A 17,086-nucleotide genomic window follows, 5' to 3' on the forward strand; every position below is an offset into this window, starting at 1 on the left:
TCTGCGAAACTATGAAGGAGTATTTCCATGCTTTCTGAACCGATGACCCTGTACAAACTGATGAATCTGTATATGCTGAAAAAGGTCAATTTCCCGCTGACCAATGCGCAGCTATCCAATTTCTTTCTGGAATGGGATTATACAACCTATTTTACACTCCAGCAGGCCCTGAATGAGCTTCTCGATTCGGGCCTTATCAAGATGGAAACGCTGCACAACAGCACCCTCTATGAGATAACCAGGGAGGGCGAGGAAACGCTGGAATTTTTCGGAAAAAAGATCTCCCCTGCCATTGTCCGGGATATGGATAAATACTTAAAGGAAAACCGCTTCCGCATGCGCAACGAAGTCGGCGTCGTGTCTGATTTCTACAAATCCACAAACCAGGATTACGTCGTCCGCTGCGAGGTGCGCGAGGGCAAAAATGTCCTGATCGGCCTCAATGTCTCCGTCCCGGATCAGGAGCAGGCCGAGATCATGTGCAATCACTGGAAAGACCGCAGCCAGGAGATCTACGCCTATATCATGAAAACCCTGATGAGCGATCCGCCCTCCGGCGGGACATAGGGGCCCGCGTAAGGGAGCGGCCGTCTGGCCTGTTCCATGATTTCAGCATGCCGGGGCGTGTTTGAAAATGCCCCGGCATCTGCCCATGAAAATCGCTTCGCGATAGGGCAGATACCTGCTGCCGCCACATTTTCGTACGGTCAGCGCAGCAGGTGCGCAGACCTATCTGAACGGTTACCCGGCGCTCACATACAAGTCACGAACCAAGGAGGCAGTTATGGCCGCAAAGAAACATTCTTTCGCAAAGCAGGCGTCAAAAAGGCTGAAAAAGCTAAAGCGCCGCGCAAAGCTTTTTCAGCTTAAGGTCTTCCTTCTGTTCGTCCTGCCAGTTCTTGCCATCTATCTGGCCTATGAGACGGGAAGACAGTATCTCAAAATTAAAATCGCAGAGCACTACAGCAGGCTCTCGATGTAATCCCATATCTCCTCCCGGCCCTGCTTTGTCTCCGCTGAAAAGGGGAGCAGCAGGCCCCCGGGAGCGGGCTTTAACCCGTCCCGGATCATCTTCAGATGTTTATCCGTCTGGCTTCTCTTAATCTTATCCGCCTTTGTCGCCAGGATCGCCGGCTGATAGCCCTGGGACACGATCCAGTCATACATCAGGCGGTCATTGGCCGACGGCTCATGGCGGATGTCAACTAGAAGGAACACGCACCGCAGCACTCTTGAGCTGTGCAGATAGCGCTCGATCATCTTTCCCCATTTTGCCTTGACCTCCATATTGGCCCTCGCATAGCCGTAGCCCGGCAGATCCACATAGTAAAAAGCCTGGTTGATATGGTAAAAATTGATGGTCTGCGTCTTGCCGGGCTGGCCGGAGACGCGCGCCAGGGACTTCCGGTTCATCAGGGCGTTGATCAGGGAGGATTTCCCCACGTTTGATTTGCCGGCAAATGCAAATTCCGGCTGTGTATGTTCCGGCGGGCGGCTCGTCACGCCGCACACCGTCTCCAGGCTGACATCCTTTATTATCATGAGCTTTCCGCTGCCTTTCTTTTTCTTCCCGGCCGTTTTTCCGCCTCTTCCCCCGGCACAAGGGCCTCGCGGAGCACCTCGTCCATCTCTTTCACATACACGATCTCCATGCCCTTTGTGATCTCTCTTGGCAGCTCCTCCACGTCGGGCCGGTTTTTCTCCGGGACCAGAACCTTCCTGATACGCGCCATGCGGGCCGCGAGAAGCTTTTCCTTTAAGCCCCCGATCATCAGCACATGGCCGCGCAGGGTGATCTCCCCCGTCATGGCCACCCTGGCCGCCACGGCGCGGCCGGTCACGGCGGACAGCATGGCGCTCGCCATCGTAATCCCCGCCGAGGGGCCGTCCTTTGGCACCGCTCCCTCCGGGATGTGGATGTGGAGATCATGCGTCTCAAAATACGCCTCCTCCACCCCGTACTCCCGCGAGACGACAGAACGGACATAGGTCAGGGCCGTCTGGGCGGATTCCTTCATCACATCCCCCATCTGGCCTGTCAACTGGAGGTTTCCCTTGCCGGGCATCACGTTGACCTCAATCTGCAGGGTATCGCCTCCGACGCTCGTCCAGGCCAGCCCGCAGGCAATCCCCACCTGATCCTCATCGGATGCATTTTCAAAGAGAATCTTCTCGCGGCCCAGATATTTTTCCAGGTTCTTTTCCGTGACACGAACCGAACTCCTGTTCTTTTCCAGAAGCTCGCGGGCTGTTTTGCGGCACACATCGCCAATCCGGCGCTCTAAATTGCGGACGCCGGCCTCCCGGGTGTAATTGTGGATCATCTTTTCCAGGGCCGGGTTGGTGATGGTCAGGCGCTCCTTAGAAAGCCCGTTCTTTTCCATCTGCTTTTTGATCAGGTAATTCCGTCCGATATGGAATTTTTCGTTTTCGGTGTAGCTGCTGACCTCAATGATCTCCATGCGGTCTAAGAGCGGCCGCGGGATCGTCTCTGTGGTATTGGCTGTCACGATAAACAGGACGCGGGACAGATCGATCGGCAGCTCTACGTAGTGATCGCGGAAACGCACGTTCTGCTCCGCGTCCAGCACCTCCAGAAGGGCAGACGAGGTGTCGGATTTGTAATCGCTCCCCACCTTGTCAACCTCGTCCAGAAGCATCAGCGGATTGCTGACGCCCGCCTGCTTTAAGCCCTCGACGATGCGCCCCGGCATGGCGCCCACATACGTTTTCCTGTGTCCCCGTATCTCCGCCTCGTCCCGGACGCCGCCTAAGCTGATGCGCACATATTTGCGCCCCATGGCCCTGGCAATCGAGCGCGCGATGGACGTCTTGCCCGTGCCGGGCGGACCCACCAGGCAGAGGATCGGGCTCACGCCCTTTCTGGTGAGGATGCGGACCGCAAGATATTCCAGCACCCGTTCCTTAACCTTCTCAAGACCGTAGTGATCCTCCTCCAGCACCTCTTTGGCGTGCTTCATGTCCATATTGTCCTTGGTCGTCTTATTCCACGGGAGCTCCAGAACCGTCTCCAGATACATGCGCAGCACATTCGCGTCCTGGCTTCCGGACGGCATGGACTGGAAACGCGCGATCTCCTTCTGGATCCGCTCCTTTATCTCCTTATCCGCGCGCAGGCTCTTTAAACGGCTTAAGAACTCATCTGCGTCCGATTCCGGAGTCTCCCCCAATTCCTGACGGAGCACGCGGAGCTGCTCGCGCAGGATGTATTCTCTCTGATTCTTGTCAACCGCGGCCTTGACCTTGCCCTGGAACTCGCGTTTCAGCCGGTAAATCTCCGTCTCCGTCAAAATGAGCTGCATCTCCACCTCATACATCAGGCTTAAGGAGCCGCACTCCAGAATCTTCTGCTTGGCCGTGTAATCCCACGGAAACTGCACGGCAATCTGTGTCAAAAGTCCCGCAAAATCCGGGGCCGACATCAGGGAAGCGGTAAACTCCTTTCCCATGGCCGGATTGTATTTCCCATATTCCTCCAGCTTCTCCCCCACGATCCGGGTCATGGCCTCCTTTTCCAGAGGCTCCAGATCATCCTCGGCCTCCGGCAGGACGTCAACCGTCCCGCTGTAAAATTCCCCCTCTGTGTCAAGCTCAAGAAGCTCCGCCCTGCTTAAGCCCTCCACGGTCACGCGGATCAGCCCGCCCGGAAGCTTTAAAAGCTGCTTTACAAAGCCCACCACGCCTATCTGAAACAGATCCGCCATATCCGGCTCCATATCCTCCTGCTCCATCTGCGTGACGAGAAATACTTTCTGATCGCCCAGCATGGCCTTTTCCACCGCTGCGATCGATTTTCCCCGCATGATATCAAAATTGATGGTCATCTGCGGCAGCATCGTCAGCCCCCGCAGCGCTATCACCGGGATTGTCATCTTTTCATCTTCCATCTTCTGTCCTCACAGTCTGTAACCGTCCCTAAAAGCAGAAAGGGATCTGCAAAATGAGACTCATCTTACAAACCCCTTTGGTTCCCGCGCACCCCTGCCGGGCCGTACACAGCAACACACTTTTTCGGAAGAGACGCCCGATTTAAGCGATCTCGCCTGTCTTATCCTTTTTTAAGCGCCCTGCAAGCGACTTACGGGGTACCGTATTCTCCCGGTATACCAGCTCGGGCCCGCATTTTCCATCCACCACGTCGGCGGTGATAGTGCAGATGCCAATCGCGGAATCTGACGGGATCTCGTACATCACATCCATCATAATCGACTCCATGATCGAGCGCAGCCCTCTGGCCCCGGTCTTCTGCTCCACGGCCCGTCTGGCAATAGCGGCCAGCGCGTCCTCCGTAAATTCCAGCTTCACGCCGTCCAGATCGAGAAGCGCCACGTACTGTTTGCTCACCGCATTTTTCGGTTCCGAAAGAATGCGGATCAGCGCCTCCTCATTCAGCGTCTTTAAGGATACCGTCACCGGCACGCGGCCGATAAACTCCGGAATCAGGCCGAATTTCGTCAGATCCTGGGGCATCACCTGCGCGAGCAGCTCGTCAATATCCTGTTCGTTTTTATTTACAACCTCTGAGTTGAAGCCAATCGAGCCGGCCCCCAGACGGTTTTCCACAATCTTCTCCAGGCCGTCAAACGCGCCTCCGCAGATAAACAGGATATTCGTCGTGTCAATCTGGATCAGCTCCTGCTGCGGATGCTTCCTGCCGCCCTGCGGCGGAACGCTGGCCGTGGTTCCCTCCAGTATCTTGAGCAGCGCCTGCTGCACGCCCTCGCCGGAAACGTCCCTGGTTATGGATACATTCTCCGACTTCTTTGTAATCTTGTCAATCTCATCAATATAAATGATCCCGTACTCCGCCCGGCTCACATCGTAGTCCGCGGCCTGGATAATCTTTAACAGGATATTCTCCACATCCTCGCCCACATAGCCCGCTTCCGTCAGCGTCGTGGCGTCCGCAATGGCAAAGGGCACGTTCAGAATCCTCGCCAGCGTCTGGGCCAGGTAGGTTTTTCCCGATCCGGTCGGCCCCAGCATGAGAATATTGCTCTTCTGAATCTCCACATCCTGCGCCCCGCGGGACGTGATTCTCTTATAGTGGTTGTAAACGGACACGGAGAGAACCTTCTTGGCCTCCTCCTGCCCCACTACATACTCATCCAAAAATTCCTTGATTTCCTTTGGCTTTAACAGGTTGATCCCGCTGAAGTCAGGACCGTTGTCCGGTTCCGCCAGCTCTTCCTCCAGTATTTCTGCGCACAGCTCGATACAATCGTCGCAAATATAGACATTTTCCGAGCCTGCAATCAGTTTTCTAACCTGATCCTGGGTTTTACCGCAAAAAGAGCAGCGGATCTTGTCGTCTGATCTGCCTGGCATACGCCCACCTCGATTCCTCATCATTAATGGCTCACAATCACATGGTCAATCAGGCCATAGTCCATCGCTTCCTGAGCCGTCATATAATTATCTCGATCGGTATCTCTCTCAATGACTTCGTATGGCTGACCGGTATTCGCTGCCAGGATCTCATTCAGCTTCTTCTTGGTCTGCAGGATTTTTTCCGCCACGATCTGGATCTCCGTGGCCTGGCCCTTCGCGCCGCCTGAGGGCTGATGGATCATCACCTCAGAGTTGGGCAGGGCGTAACGCTTTCCCTTCGCTCCGCCTGCAAGCAGGAACGCGCCCATGCTGGCGGCCATGCCCAGGCAGATCGTGGAAACGTCGCACTTAATATAATTCATTGTGTCATAAATCGCCATTCCGGCCGTGACAGAGCCCCCCGGGCTGTTGATATAGAGGTTGATATCCTTCTTCGGATCCTCTGCCTCCAGAAATAAAAGCTGCGCCACGATAAGACTCGCTGTCACATCGCTCACTTCTTCCCCCAGGAAGATGATCCGATCCTTCAAAAGCCTGGAGTAGATGTCATAGGAACGCTCTCCCCGGCTTGTCGATTCAAGGACATACGGAACTAAGCTCATATATGCCTCCTGTTCAAATAAATACATTTACGGCTGTGCCGCCGCCGCCCGGGATGCCGGGCGGCGGCGCTGTATCGCGCTTTAAACGAGCTTTGCCTCGGATACCAGGAAGTCAACGGCCTCCTGTACCATTAAGTCTTCCTTAAGCTGCTCCCTTTCGCGCTCGCCCATATTCTCCTTCATACGGGCCGGATCCATCTTATAGGATGCCGCCATCTTCTCAATCTCCTGATCCACCGCGTCGTCGGAGATCTGGATGTTCTCAACCTCCGCCACCTTCTCAAGCACAAGCCTGGTGCGGATCCGCTTCTCCGCCTGCGGCGCCATCTGCTCCATAATCTTTTCCACCGTCATACCGGTGTACTTCATATAATCATTGAAATTTAAGCCCTGCCTGCGCAGATTGCGCGCATAATCTTCCACCATGCCGCGCGCCTGCGTATCGATCATGGGCTGCGGAAGCTCCATCTGCGCGTTCTCAACGACCTTTTCAATCACGTTATTCTCGTTTTCCGCAGCGGCCTGGCGCTCCTTCCTCTCCTGAAGCTTTGCCCGGATATCGTCCTTATATGCCGCAAGCGTCTCAAAATCAGAAACCTCGCTTGCAAACTCGTCATTGAGCTCCGGCAGCTCCTTTACCCGGATCTCCTTCACCGTCACCTCAAAACGGGCCGGCTTTCCGGCAAGATCCGGCGCGTGGTACTCCTCCGGGAAGGTCACAAGCACCTCGCATGCCTCCCCGATCTTCTTTCCAATCAACTGCTCCTCAAAGGTATCGATAAAGGAATGGGAGCCGATGGTCAGCTCATAATCCTCGCCCTCGCCGCCCTCAAACGCCTTGCCGTCGATAAAGCCCTTAAAATCAATCACCGTCTGATCGCCGTCCTCGACCGGTCGATCTTCCACGGAAACCAGCCTGCCGTTCTTCTCACGGTCCGCCTCCAGCTCCTTCTCGACATCCTCATCCGTCACCACAGCTTCCGCCTTCGCAACCTCAATGCCCTTATATTCCCCTAAGGCAACCTCCGGCTTCACAGCCACTCTGGCCTCGTAAATAAAGGGCTTGCCCTTCTCGACCTGTGTCACGGTGATATCCGGGGAGGACACGACAACCTCCCCGCACTCATCCAGAGCCTTCGGATAGGACTCATCGATCAGATCGTTCGCCGCCTCCTCATAGAAAATGCCGGCTCCGTACATCTTTTCAATCATCATCTGCGGCGCTTTTCCTCTTCTGAAGCCGGGAATGTTGAATCTTCCTTTATTGTGGTTGTAAGCCTTCCTGACCGCCGTCTCAAATTCCTGCGCCGAAACCTCGATGGTCAGCTTCGCCATGTTCTTTTCTAATTTTTCTACCTGTAAACTCATTGTAGGGGATCCTCCTTAATTCTGTATGTGAACCGCCATCCTGGCAGGCGTTACACTTCAAGGTATCATTATAGCATAGTCATTGGGTGAATGCCAGCAGAATTTGTGAAAATTTTTCTGGGGGATTGGGCGTTATTCGATCGCGAGAGAGGACGCCAGTGTCAGGCGCTATATCCAACGGAACCCCGCTTCCGCTCGGAGAAAAGCGCAGCGGACACTTAGCGAGGTCTTTTCGAGCTTAGTGTCCGCTGCGCTTTTCACTGAGCGAGAGCGGGGTTCCGTTGGATATACACCCTGTTACAGGCGGCCCTTTCACGAATACTTCCCTTTCGCGAATACTATTTATACTGGATCGCCGCTTTAATCTCCGCCGCCTTCTCCCCGCCTATCAGCAGCCGGATCAGCTCCAGTCCCAGATCTAAAGCGCATCCCAACCCCTTCGCGGTTGTGACGGTCCCGTCTGTCACAACTGGGGCAGAAGATATCTCCGCGCCGGTGAGTTCCGCTTCAAAGCCGGGGAAGCAGGTTGCTTTTCTTCCTTTTAAAAGGCCCAGGCGGCCAAGGACGCTGGGGGCGGCGCAGATAGCGGCAAGGCGGCGGCCTTCTTTGTCCGCTTTGATGAGTTCATCAGCCAGCGGGGCGCATGCGGCAAGGTTTTTGGTTCCGGGCATGCCGCCAGGAAGGAAGAGGACGTCTGCATGGCTGCAGTTTACGTCCGTAAGCAGTGCGTCGGTCCTGATGCAAAAGCCGTGGGAGCCGGTGACTTCTTTTGTCCCGTTTATGGATACTAAGGTTACTTTGATGCCGGCGCGGACTAAGAGATCCGTTACGGCCAGGCATTCTACTTCTTCCAGCCCGTCGGCCAGAAATGCATATACGTTTGACATGGTTTCCTCCTTACATTTATGGTTATAATGTTTTCAGTGTTCGCTTTGTTCTGTTTCGGGGCGGGATACCCGGGCGGCGGCTTTTTGTTTTGTGTAAATGGATGCCGCGGCTGTCAGGGACAGGCTCAGAAGCCACCCGCAGAGCACGTCGATGAGCGAATGCTGTTTGATAAACATGGTTGAGGCGCAGATCGCCGCTGTGACGATAATAGACAGCGCGCGCATGCCGGCGCTTTTTCCCAGTGAACGGGAACGGCAGAGCGTCAGGTGAACGGCCGCTGTGCTTGATACGTGGATCGAGGGGCAGACGTTGCAGGGCGGATCGATGCTTCGCAGGAGGCGCACCAGATCCGCGCAGATATTGTCTGCTGTGATTTCTCTGCGCAGATCCAGGCCGTTGGGCCAGAGGGCGTAGATGAACAGGCACAGCGTCGCTCCGGTGAACATGTTGAAGCACAGCTCCAGGTAGGCCGCCTTGTCCCTCAGCATGAAACAGAACATGCAGGCCGGGACCCAGAGGTACCACAGCGCGTATGGCAGGACGAACCATTCGTTAAACGGGATCCAGTCGTCCGCCGCACAGTGGATGATCACCTTTGGCTTTGGCGCGGCGGCCTCCAGCGCGAAAAATCCAGCGAGAAAGACGAAAAGGTAAAGGCCGATCAGGCAGTATTTATGTTCTTTGAGCCATAGAAGCATAGTGATTCCTCAATTCTCAGGAACTGTTGCGGGAAAAAGACAAGCGATATGAAAGGTATTCCGCGGCAGTCCCTTAATTTTGACTTTTTTCTATATTGCTGCTATACTGTGAACGAAACCATATGACCGTCTTCCCTGTATATCTCCTGCAATTCACAAAAAGAAAGGACACAATCTATGGAAATCGAACGCAAATATTTCATTGAAACCCCGCCTGACGATTTTGCGCAGCATCCCTTTTGCCAAATCGAGCAGGCTTATCTATGCACATCTCCTGTTGTGCGCATCCGGCGTGAGGATGATTCCTTTTACCTGACCTATAAGTCCAAAGGTCTGTTGTCACGCGAGGAGCATAACCTGCCTTTGGATGAAGCGTCGTACCTCCACCTGCTGGAGAAGGCGGACGGCCGCATCCTTAAGAAGAAGCGGTACCGGATTCCCCTTGCGGACACCCCGTATACGATTGAGCTGGATGTTTTTGAAGGGGACTATGAGGGGCTGATACTCGCAGAGGTTGAATTTCCGAATGAACAGGAGGCGCTTTCGTTTACCGCGCCCGGCTGGTTTTCAAGGGATGTCACCTTCAGCGGAGAATACCAGAACAGCCGGCTTGCCATGATGTAAAAGTTGGTTTCCGAACCGTTTCTTTGCCTGCCGCGGGCGCGTTATCCGGCGCAGCGCTGCTGACTGGCGGGATTGAACCTGCCCGCATGGGATCGCGGCGGCGTTTTCGGCGGTAAATGCCTGCTCTGCCCCATACGCCATAACATATTGTTCAACCTGCATACAGTTTCTTCCTCCTCATTCTGCCGCCCATTTGCGCCCCTACTTATTCAAAAGCCCCAGCACGATCACCGCAATGAACAGCGCGGCCATCACCCCGATAAAGATGTCCATGGTCCGCACCGACACATGGACATGGTCATAAAGCCGCTCTTTGAGCGTTTTCTCCCGCAGGATTTCAAGCTCCTTTCGCAGCGCCTCATTTTCCTCCTCCAGGCGGCGCTTTTCTTCCTCCTCCGGCCTCTTTTCTGATTCGCTCATGATTCGCTCCTTTCCCGGATCACCCATTTCTGCTGCCGCAAACCCGGACACTCATTTCGGCAGGTCTGCCGCAAATATTTTGATGATTTCATCCGAATTATCACGAATTTTTCAAAATCTCAAGCAGTTCTTCCCTTGTAAAGCTTCCGTTCTCCATCCCCTCGCCTAAGAGCACCTGATCCGCCAGCTCGCGTTTGGCTTCCTGCATTTTGACGATCTGCTCTTCTATGCTTTCGCGGGCGATCAGGCGGTACACGGATACGACCTGCTTCTGGCCGATGCGGTGGGCCCGGTCCGTGGCCTGGTTCTGAACCGCCAGGTTCCACCAAGGATCAAAATGGATCACGATATCCGCCGCCGTTAAATTGAGGCCCGTCCCCCCTGCTTTCAGCGAAATGCAGAATACCGATGTATCGTCTGTGTTAAAAGCCTGCGCAAGGCGCACGCGCTCCGCCTTTGGCGTGGCCCCGGTCAGGGAATACCAGGAAATCTGCTCCTGCGTCAGCCGGTCCTTAAGGCGCTCCAGCATGGCTGTAAACTGGGAAAACAGCAGGATCTTATGGCCGCCCTCCACGCCGTTGCGGATCAGATCCATGCAGAGATCGGTCTTGGCGCTTTTTCCCCTGTAGTCATCGTACACCAGCGCCGGATCACAGCAGATTTCCCGCAGCAGCGTGAGCTGGCTTAAGATCTGGATCCGGGAGTGGTTGAATTCCTCCTTGGTCTGCTTTTCCAACATCCGGCGCAGGTTCCCCACATTGGTCCGGTACAGCTTAAGCTGCTCGCCCTCCATGGCGCTGGCGACGTTTTTCTCCAGCTTGTCCGGAAGCTCCTTCAGCACGTCCTTTTTAAGCCTTCTCAGCACAAAGGGGCGGATCATGCGCTGTAAGCGCGCAAGCGCGTCCTTTCCCTGCTCCCCGGCTGCCGGCAGCTCATAGCGCTTGCGGAAGGCCGGATACGAGTAGAGAAATCCCGGCAGAAGGAAATCAAAAAGGCTCCACAGCTCGCTCAGCCTGTTTTCGATCGGAGTTCCCGTGAGCGCTGCCCGGAATACGCTGTGAACGGCTTTTACAGCCTTTGCCGCCTGCGTGCCCTGATTCTTGATGTACTGCGCCTCGTCAATGATCTGGCAGGAGAATTCCAGATTTTCATAGATCGCAATATCGCGCTTGAGCAGGTCATAGGACGTGATCAGCACATCGCAGTCCGCGGATGCCTCAATCAATGCCCTGCGCTCCGCGGCGGCGCCCACAGCCAGCGTCACGGAAAGCTCCGGCGCAAACCGCTTTAACTCCTCCCGCCAGTTATACACCAGCGAGGCCGGTGTGATCACTACGGCAAAGCGCCGCCCGGCGGGGCGTTTTTCCTGCGCCTCCGAGAGCAGGAAGGCGATCACCTGCAGCGTCTTTCCAAGTCCCATATCATCCGCCAAAACGCCGCCCAGCCCGTTTTTCCTTAGGTTCTTGAGCCACAGAAATCCGTATTTCTGATAGGAGCGCAGGACAGGCTCCAGAGACTCCGGCAGGGGGAAATCATGGTACTCCACATTCTTCATATCGCGCAGGAAGGAACGGCACTGCGCGTCCTCCTTTGTCTCCAGAAGCGCGCTCTCCCTCGCGGCGTCGTCCAGGTAAAGCGCCCGGTACGCAGGCAGGCGGACTTCCCCCTTTTTCATCTGGGCATCCGTCAGGTTCAAATCCTCCCGGATAGAATGGAGCGTACTCACAGAATCTCCCTGCTCCATATCCAGGAAGCTCCCGTCCTTTAAGCGGTAATATTTCCTCTTCCGATCGTAATGGGATAAGATCTCCTCTATTTCCTCCCGGTTCATCTCCTCCGCCTCATAGGCAAACTGCAGGAAGCCGCGTTTGATGGACAGGCTGACCGTCACGCGCGGCTGCCGGCGGATCCGAAGACGCCGGAAGGCATCCGTGGCAAAGACCTCCCCACGGCTCTCGAGAAGCGGCGCAACGCCGGACAGGAAGCGGTAAATCTCCTCCTCGCCTTCCACCAGGGCCGTTTGCCTGTCCCGCGCGCTGTCCCGCCATTCTGCCAGAAGCGCGGCCGTCTCCACCTCCGCCGCGCGATCCCGCTGCAAAAGATCCGTGGTATTGTCAAACAGGCCGAACTCACGCTTTTCCTTTTCCTCCCCGTACACTGCCAGAGCGCGGCAGGACACCGTGTCCTCGCCCGGGCGGTCTAAATAGAACTGGAAGCGCGCCGGAACAATTCCATATGAAGCCTCGTCAAATCCTTCACGATCACAGGCAAAATTTTTCTCAAGCCGCGGCAAAAGCTCGCGGCAAAAGGCCGGGACATCTGATTTATGGATAAACATATCCTGGCGCTTTTTGTCCTCCAGGAAATACAGGAAGTCCAGCGAGGGGCGCAGATCCCGTTCGCTTTCAATATAAATGGAGGAATCGATGATCGTCACAACATACGAGCTGCCTGTAAACGTGCGCATAGGCGATGTCTTTAAGACGACGCCGTCCCTGTCCCCGCAAATGGTAAGGCGGCGCGGCGCAGGCCCCTGGACCATCCGGCAGAACAGGGCGACGCCGTCCAGTGTGACCTGAAGCTCCTCACCGCGGTATGCCAGAAGAAATCTTGCGAACACATCCTCTGTCAGCGTCGCCGACCGGTTGGCCACGTTGTTGTACCGAAGGGAAGAAAGATTGCTCACCCGCTGCCTGGCCCAGCTCACCACCTCCATCACAAGCGGCCGGGAATCCTCCTCAAATGCCTCGACGGTGTGGACAAATTTCAAATTTTTTCCATATTCATACGGATCCTTTCTCAGGCAGTTCGCCGCAAAGGCATACACATCCTTTATCACATACATCCGTCCCACGCCAAGCTTGAACTCCACCGACAAACGGCTGCCCCTCACCGTAAAATACGGCTCCAGGCGCACCCTGCCGTGCAGCTCGTCATGTCCAAGAAGCACAGAACGGCTATTCAGCTCCGTTTCCAGAAAACGCTTAAATTCCGGCGTCGTCGCCCGTTCAGATGCGTCCTGCCGCCTGTCCGTATCCTGGCGCGATACGCCCGCGCCGCGCAGGCTGGCCGTGTCCTGAAACTCTTCCATATCCACACATTTTATAAGAACAGCCGCACAGTGCTTACAAAGGCCCTGATACTCCATGAATGCAGGGCAGCTACAGGAGATCCGTTTCAGCTTTTCCTCTGAGCGGTTATAGCTGCCGATAACCCTGTATGGCTGCTTCCGGCTGCCCTGCACTCTGGCCTCAAAATCAATCATGGTCGGCGTTACGGAAATACGCAGATTCATCACTGCATTTTCCTGCGCCAGAACCCGGCCCCGCGACCAGAATTGGGGGAGACACAGGGATTTAATGTATTTTTCTGTCAGCATACGTTTGATCCTTTTCGTGTTTGTAGTCAGCAACCCCGCTGCAAGCAACGGGGCGTCAAGCTTGCAGCGCTGCAGAGCAGCGGGGTATTTGGCCCTCGCGGCAGTCGCCAAATGTGCATGCAGGCACGCCCTCCTGGCTCGTTGCTCGCGGGAATAAACACATTATAGACGGTTGGGGAGAAATGTGCAATCTGTTATGGGAATATTTCTGAAATGACAAGGCTTCTTTGCGGGCGCGCGCAGGCGGCAGAGGAAGACGGACTGTGGAGCCCTCCTCCTCTTGAGCGCCGCCCGTTTTCATCAGAGCGCGTTTCAAACGCGCTCTAAGGAACTGTTAAGAAATAACTTTTCAATAGTGCGCAGGATTTTTCTTCGAGAGTGCCACTCAAAAATCAGGCGCATAGTGGGCTATGTAACTGATTTTTGAGTGGTACTATCGGAGAAAAAAACAAGCAATATGAAAAGTTATTTTTTGACAGTTCCTAACTGCGAAAGCCTCTCCTTCACCTGCGCCATCATCTGCGTATACTTCGCGAGCTTTTCGCGCTCCTCGGCGATCTTCGCCTCCGGCGCCCTGCTGACAAATTTCTCATTTCCCAGCATCCCATTGACACGGTTTAACTCCTTTGTCAGGCGTTCCTCTTCCTTTTTCAGGCGCTCGATCTCCTTGTCCAGATCCACCAGCTCCGCAAACGGCATATAGATCGCCGCCCGGGCAGTCACAGCCGATACAGCGTCCTCTGCGATTCCCGTCTTATCTGTCTGGAGAACCACCTCGCCCGCACAGGCAAGGCTTGCAAAGAAGCTCCTGCCGCGCTCAAAGATGCCGAGCGTTTCGGCGCTGTCTGACACAACGTAAACCTTTGCCTTTTTGCTGGGCGGAACATTCATGGAGGCCCGGACATTGCGGATCGCGCGGACCGCCTCTTTCATCGTCTCCACCGCCTGCTCTTCCTCTGCAAAATTCCAGCTCTCCCTGTAAACCGGCCAGGAGGAAACCATGATCGACGGCTCTTCGTCCTGTAAACTCATGAAGATCTCCTCTGTGATAAACGGCATATAGGGGTGCAGAAGCTTTAAGGACTGCAAAAGCACTGCCTTCAGCGTCCACAGCGCCGCCGCCTTGGTCGCGTCCGTTTCGTCGTACAGCCTTGGCTTTACCATCTCAATATACCAGTCGCAGAATTCCTCCCAGATAAAATCATACACCTTCTGGAGGGCAATCCCCAGCTCGTATTTATCCATATTTTCTGTCACATCCTTTGCCAGGGTATTCACTCTGGAAAGGATCCAGCGGTCCGCAAGGGTAAGAGCTTTAAGCTCTGCCTTCGCGTCCGGCGCTTTCCCGATATTCATCATAATGAAACGCGACGCATTCCACACCTTATTGGCAAAATTTCGGCTGGCCTCCACGCGCTCCCAGTAAAAACGCATATCATTGCCCGGCGCGTTTCCGGTCATGAGCGTCATGCGCAGCGCGTCCGCCCCGTATTTGTCGATCACCTCCAGCGGATCAATGCCGTTTCCAAGGGATTTGCTCATCTTGCGCCCCTGTGAGTCGCGCACCAGGCCATGGATCAGGACGGTGTTAAACGGCTCCTTTCCCGTCTGCTCCAGGCCGGAAAATACCATGCGGATAACCCAGAAGAAAATGATGTCATACCCTGTCACCAGCACGTCCGTGGGATAAAAATACTCATATTCCGGCGTCTTTTCCGGCCATCCCAGCGTGGAAAACGGCCACAGCGCGGAGGAAAACCAGGTGTCCAGCGTATCTTCATCCTGATGAACGTGCGCGCCGCCGCATTTCGGGCATGTTTTCACGGCCGTCTTTGAAACCGTCATCTCCCCGCAGTCATCACAATAGTAGGCCGGGATCCGGTGCCCCCACCAGAGCTGTCTGGAAATACACCAGTCGCGGATGCCCTCCAGCCAGTGCAGATAGGTCTTGCCAAAGCTCTCCGGGACGAATTTCAGACGGCCGGATTTCAGGGCTTCAATGGCCGGCTTTGCCATCTCGTCCATTTTCACAAACCACTGAGGCTTAATCATGGGTTCCACCGTGGTCTTGCAGCGATCGTGCGCGCCCACGTTATGGGAATGCGGAATTACTTTTACAAGCAGGCCCAGGGCGGTTAAATCATCCACAATGGCCTTCCTGGCCTCATAGCGGTCCATTCCCTGATATTTGCCGGGCGCGCAGATCGTCGCATCGTCGTTCATGATGCAGATTTCCTCTAACTGATGGCGTCTTCCCACCTCAAAGTCGTTGGGATCATGGGCCGGGGTGATCTTCACACAGCCTGTGCCGAATTCCTTATCCACATATTCGTCCGCAATCACCGGAATCTCCCGATCCGTCAGCGGAAGCTTCAGCATCTTCCCGATCAGAGCCTGATAGCGCTCATCCCCGGGATTCACCGCCACGGCCGTATCGCCCAGCATGGTTTCCGGGCGCGTGGTGGCAATCTCCACAAAGCGCCCCTCTTCTCCCACGATTGGGTACTGGATATGCCAGAAAAAGCCGTCCTTTTCCTCATGCTCCACCTCCGCGTCCGAGATCGAGGTCTGGCACGCCGGACACCAGTTGATGATGCGGGAGCCCCTGTAAATATAGCCCTTCCTGTACAGCTTTTCAAAGACCTCCAGGACCGCCTCCGAACAGCCCGCATCCATCGTAAAACGCGTCTTGTCCCAGTCTGCGGACGAACCGAGCCGGTGAAGCTGCCCGATGATGCGCGTGTTATACTCCTCTTTCCACTCCCACGCCTTCTCAAGGAAGCCCTCGCGGCCCAGCTCCTGCTTGTCAATGCCCTGGCTCTTTAAGCGATCCGTCACCTTCACCTCCGTGGCGATCGCCGCGTGATCCGTGCCCGGCTGCCAGAGCGCTTCATAGCCCTGCATCCTCTTATAGCGCGTTAAAATATCCTGCATCGTATTGTCCAGGGCATGCCCCATATGGAGCTGGCCTGTGATATTGGGCGGCGGCATCACAATCGTAAAGGGCTTTTTGCCCTCCCGCTTTCCGCGCGCCGCGTCGGCAAGGAAATATTTGCCGTCCAGCCATTTCTGGTACAGGCGTTTTTCGATATCCGCCGGATTGTATGTCTTTTCCATTTCTCTCATGGTTATGCCTCCTCTGTGAAATAAATATATTTTGAAAATCGGGCGGCGAACTATTACACGATCATTTCTCCGCCCCACACGCGAGCCTGTGCAATCGAGTAGAGAAAAAGCTTTTCCCCTGCTCGTCGCGCGGCCCGCATGCCGCTTTGGGGCAAACTTCCCTTTGCGGGCCTGTGCATAAAAAAAGCCCTCTGCATTTACTGCAAAGGGCGAAGCGACTCGCGGTACCACCTTTTTTCGACCGGCCTTGTGCTCCTGCGCGGCGCATACGCATCCGATCCTCATTGCGTCCTGTAACGGGGACGATCCGTGATCTCCTACTGCTGGACAGCCTGTTCGGAAATCCGGCTCCAAAGCTACCTTCCATCCGCCCTTCCTGAAGCCGCCTCTCAACCGCCGGGCCGCCCTCTCTGTCAGGGGTAACGGGTGTACTCCTCTTTTTCACTGCCTTTTCATGGAATAATCATAGCTGGTCTTGGGGGGATTGTCAAGAGGGAACATTTCATACGGCTTGAAATATAACACAAAGTAAAAAAGCCCAGTAAATTCGGGCTTTTCAAAGAGCACGAGACGGGATTCGAACCCGAAGCGGAAGCTTTATTCTATATAGGGTTTAAGGTATCGTGTGA

13 protein-coding genes and 1 other annotated feature are annotated in these 17,086 nt (G+C 55.1%); of the genes, 3 read left to right on the forward strand and 10 right to left on the reverse strand.

Annotated features, from left to right (window positions below; all coding sequences use genetic code 11):
* Positions 1–27 precede the first annotated feature (27 nt).
* Complete coding sequence (locus NFS31_RS16770) at positions 28–567, forward strand: DUF4364 family protein (protein ID WP_251497484.1); 540 nt, start codon at positions 28–30, stop codon at positions 565–567.
* Between the two features lie 217 nt (positions 568–784).
* Entirely contained in the window at positions 785–982 is a 198-nt protein-coding gene (locus NFS31_RS16775) for a hypothetical protein (RefSeq protein WP_251497487.1), read from the forward strand.
* Here NFS31_RS16775 and yihA read toward each other — a convergent pair.
* From yihA to NFS31_RS16810, 7 genes are all read right to left on the reverse strand, one after another.
* A complete protein-coding gene (gene yihA, locus NFS31_RS16780; protein WP_251497490.1) occupies positions 961–1,542 on the reverse strand; it encodes a ribosome biogenesis GTP-binding protein YihA/YsxC in 582 nt (193 codons plus the stop codon). The two genes, NFS31_RS16775 and yihA, sit on opposite strands and share 22 nt — an antisense overlap.
* Complete coding sequence (gene lon, locus NFS31_RS16785; protein WP_251497493.1) at positions 1,539–3,908, reverse strand: endopeptidase La; 2,370 nt, start codon at positions 3,906–3,908, stop codon at positions 1,539–1,541. The genes yihA and lon overlap by 4 nt, the downstream gene beginning before the upstream one ends.
* A gap of 142 nt (positions 3,909–4,050) precedes the next feature.
* Complete coding sequence (gene clpX, locus NFS31_RS16790) at positions 4,051–5,349, reverse strand: ATP-dependent Clp protease ATP-binding subunit ClpX (protein WP_251497496.1); 1,299 nt, start codon at positions 5,347–5,349, stop codon at positions 4,051–4,053.
* Between the two features lie 23 nt (positions 5,350–5,372).
* Positions 5,373–5,954: an ATP-dependent Clp endopeptidase proteolytic subunit ClpP gene (gene clpP, locus NFS31_RS16795; RefSeq protein WP_251497499.1), complete on the reverse strand. Its 582-nt coding sequence runs from the start codon at positions 5,952–5,954 to the stop codon at positions 5,373–5,375.
* Between the two features lie 81 nt (positions 5,955–6,035).
* A complete protein-coding gene (gene tig / locus NFS31_RS16800; protein ID WP_251497502.1) occupies positions 6,036–7,322 on the reverse strand; it encodes a trigger factor in 1,287 nt (428 codons plus the stop codon).
* A gap of 338 nt (positions 7,323–7,660) precedes the next feature.
* Complete coding sequence (locus NFS31_RS16805) at positions 7,661–8,209, reverse strand: DJ-1 family glyoxalase III (protein WP_251497505.1); 549 nt, start codon at positions 8,207–8,209, stop codon at positions 7,661–7,663.
* Between the two features lie 33 nt (positions 8,210–8,242).
* Positions 8,243–8,908, reverse strand: a complete 666-nt coding sequence (locus tag NFS31_RS16810; protein ID WP_251497508.1) for a phosphatase PAP2 family protein — start codon at positions 8,906–8,908, stop codon at positions 8,243–8,245.
* Positions 8,909–9,085: 177 nt separating this feature from the next.
* Between NFS31_RS16810 and NFS31_RS16815 the strand changes: the two genes are divergently transcribed.
* Positions 9,086–9,532: a CYTH domain-containing protein gene (locus NFS31_RS16815; protein WP_251497511.1), complete on the forward strand. Its 447-nt coding sequence runs from the start codon at positions 9,086–9,088 to the stop codon at positions 9,530–9,532.
* Positions 9,533–9,733: 201 nt separating this feature from the next.
* On the opposite strand, the gene NFS31_RS16820 is transcribed toward NFS31_RS16815, so the two are convergent.
* The 3 genes from NFS31_RS16820 to NFS31_RS16830 all read right to left on the reverse strand — a co-directional run bounded on the left by NFS31_RS16820 (position 9,734) and on the right by NFS31_RS16830 (position 16,457).
* Positions 9,734–9,952, reverse strand: a complete 219-nt coding sequence (locus NFS31_RS16820; RefSeq protein WP_251497515.1) for a hypothetical protein — start codon at positions 9,950–9,952, stop codon at positions 9,734–9,736.
* Between the two features lie 100 nt (positions 9,953–10,052).
* Positions 10,053–13,247 (reverse strand): DEAD/DEAH box helicase, encoded by a 3,195-nt coding sequence (locus NFS31_RS16825; RefSeq protein WP_251497518.1) that lies wholly within the window; start codon positions 13,245–13,247, stop codon positions 10,053–10,055.
* A gap of 549 nt (positions 13,248–13,796) precedes the next feature.
* Entirely contained in the window at positions 13,797–16,457 is a 2,661-nt protein-coding gene (locus tag NFS31_RS16830; RefSeq protein WP_251497521.1) for a valine--tRNA ligase, read from the reverse strand.
* Between the two features lie 202 nt (positions 16,458–16,659).
* Positions 16,660–16,911: a binding site (T-box leader), on the reverse strand.
* Between the last annotated feature and the right edge of the window lie 175 nt (positions 16,912–17,086).

The sequence above is a fragment of the Otoolea muris genome (assembly GCF_943193115.1).
Classification (GTDB): Bacteria; Bacillota; Clostridia; order Lachnospirales; family Lachnospiraceae; genus Otoolea; species Otoolea muris.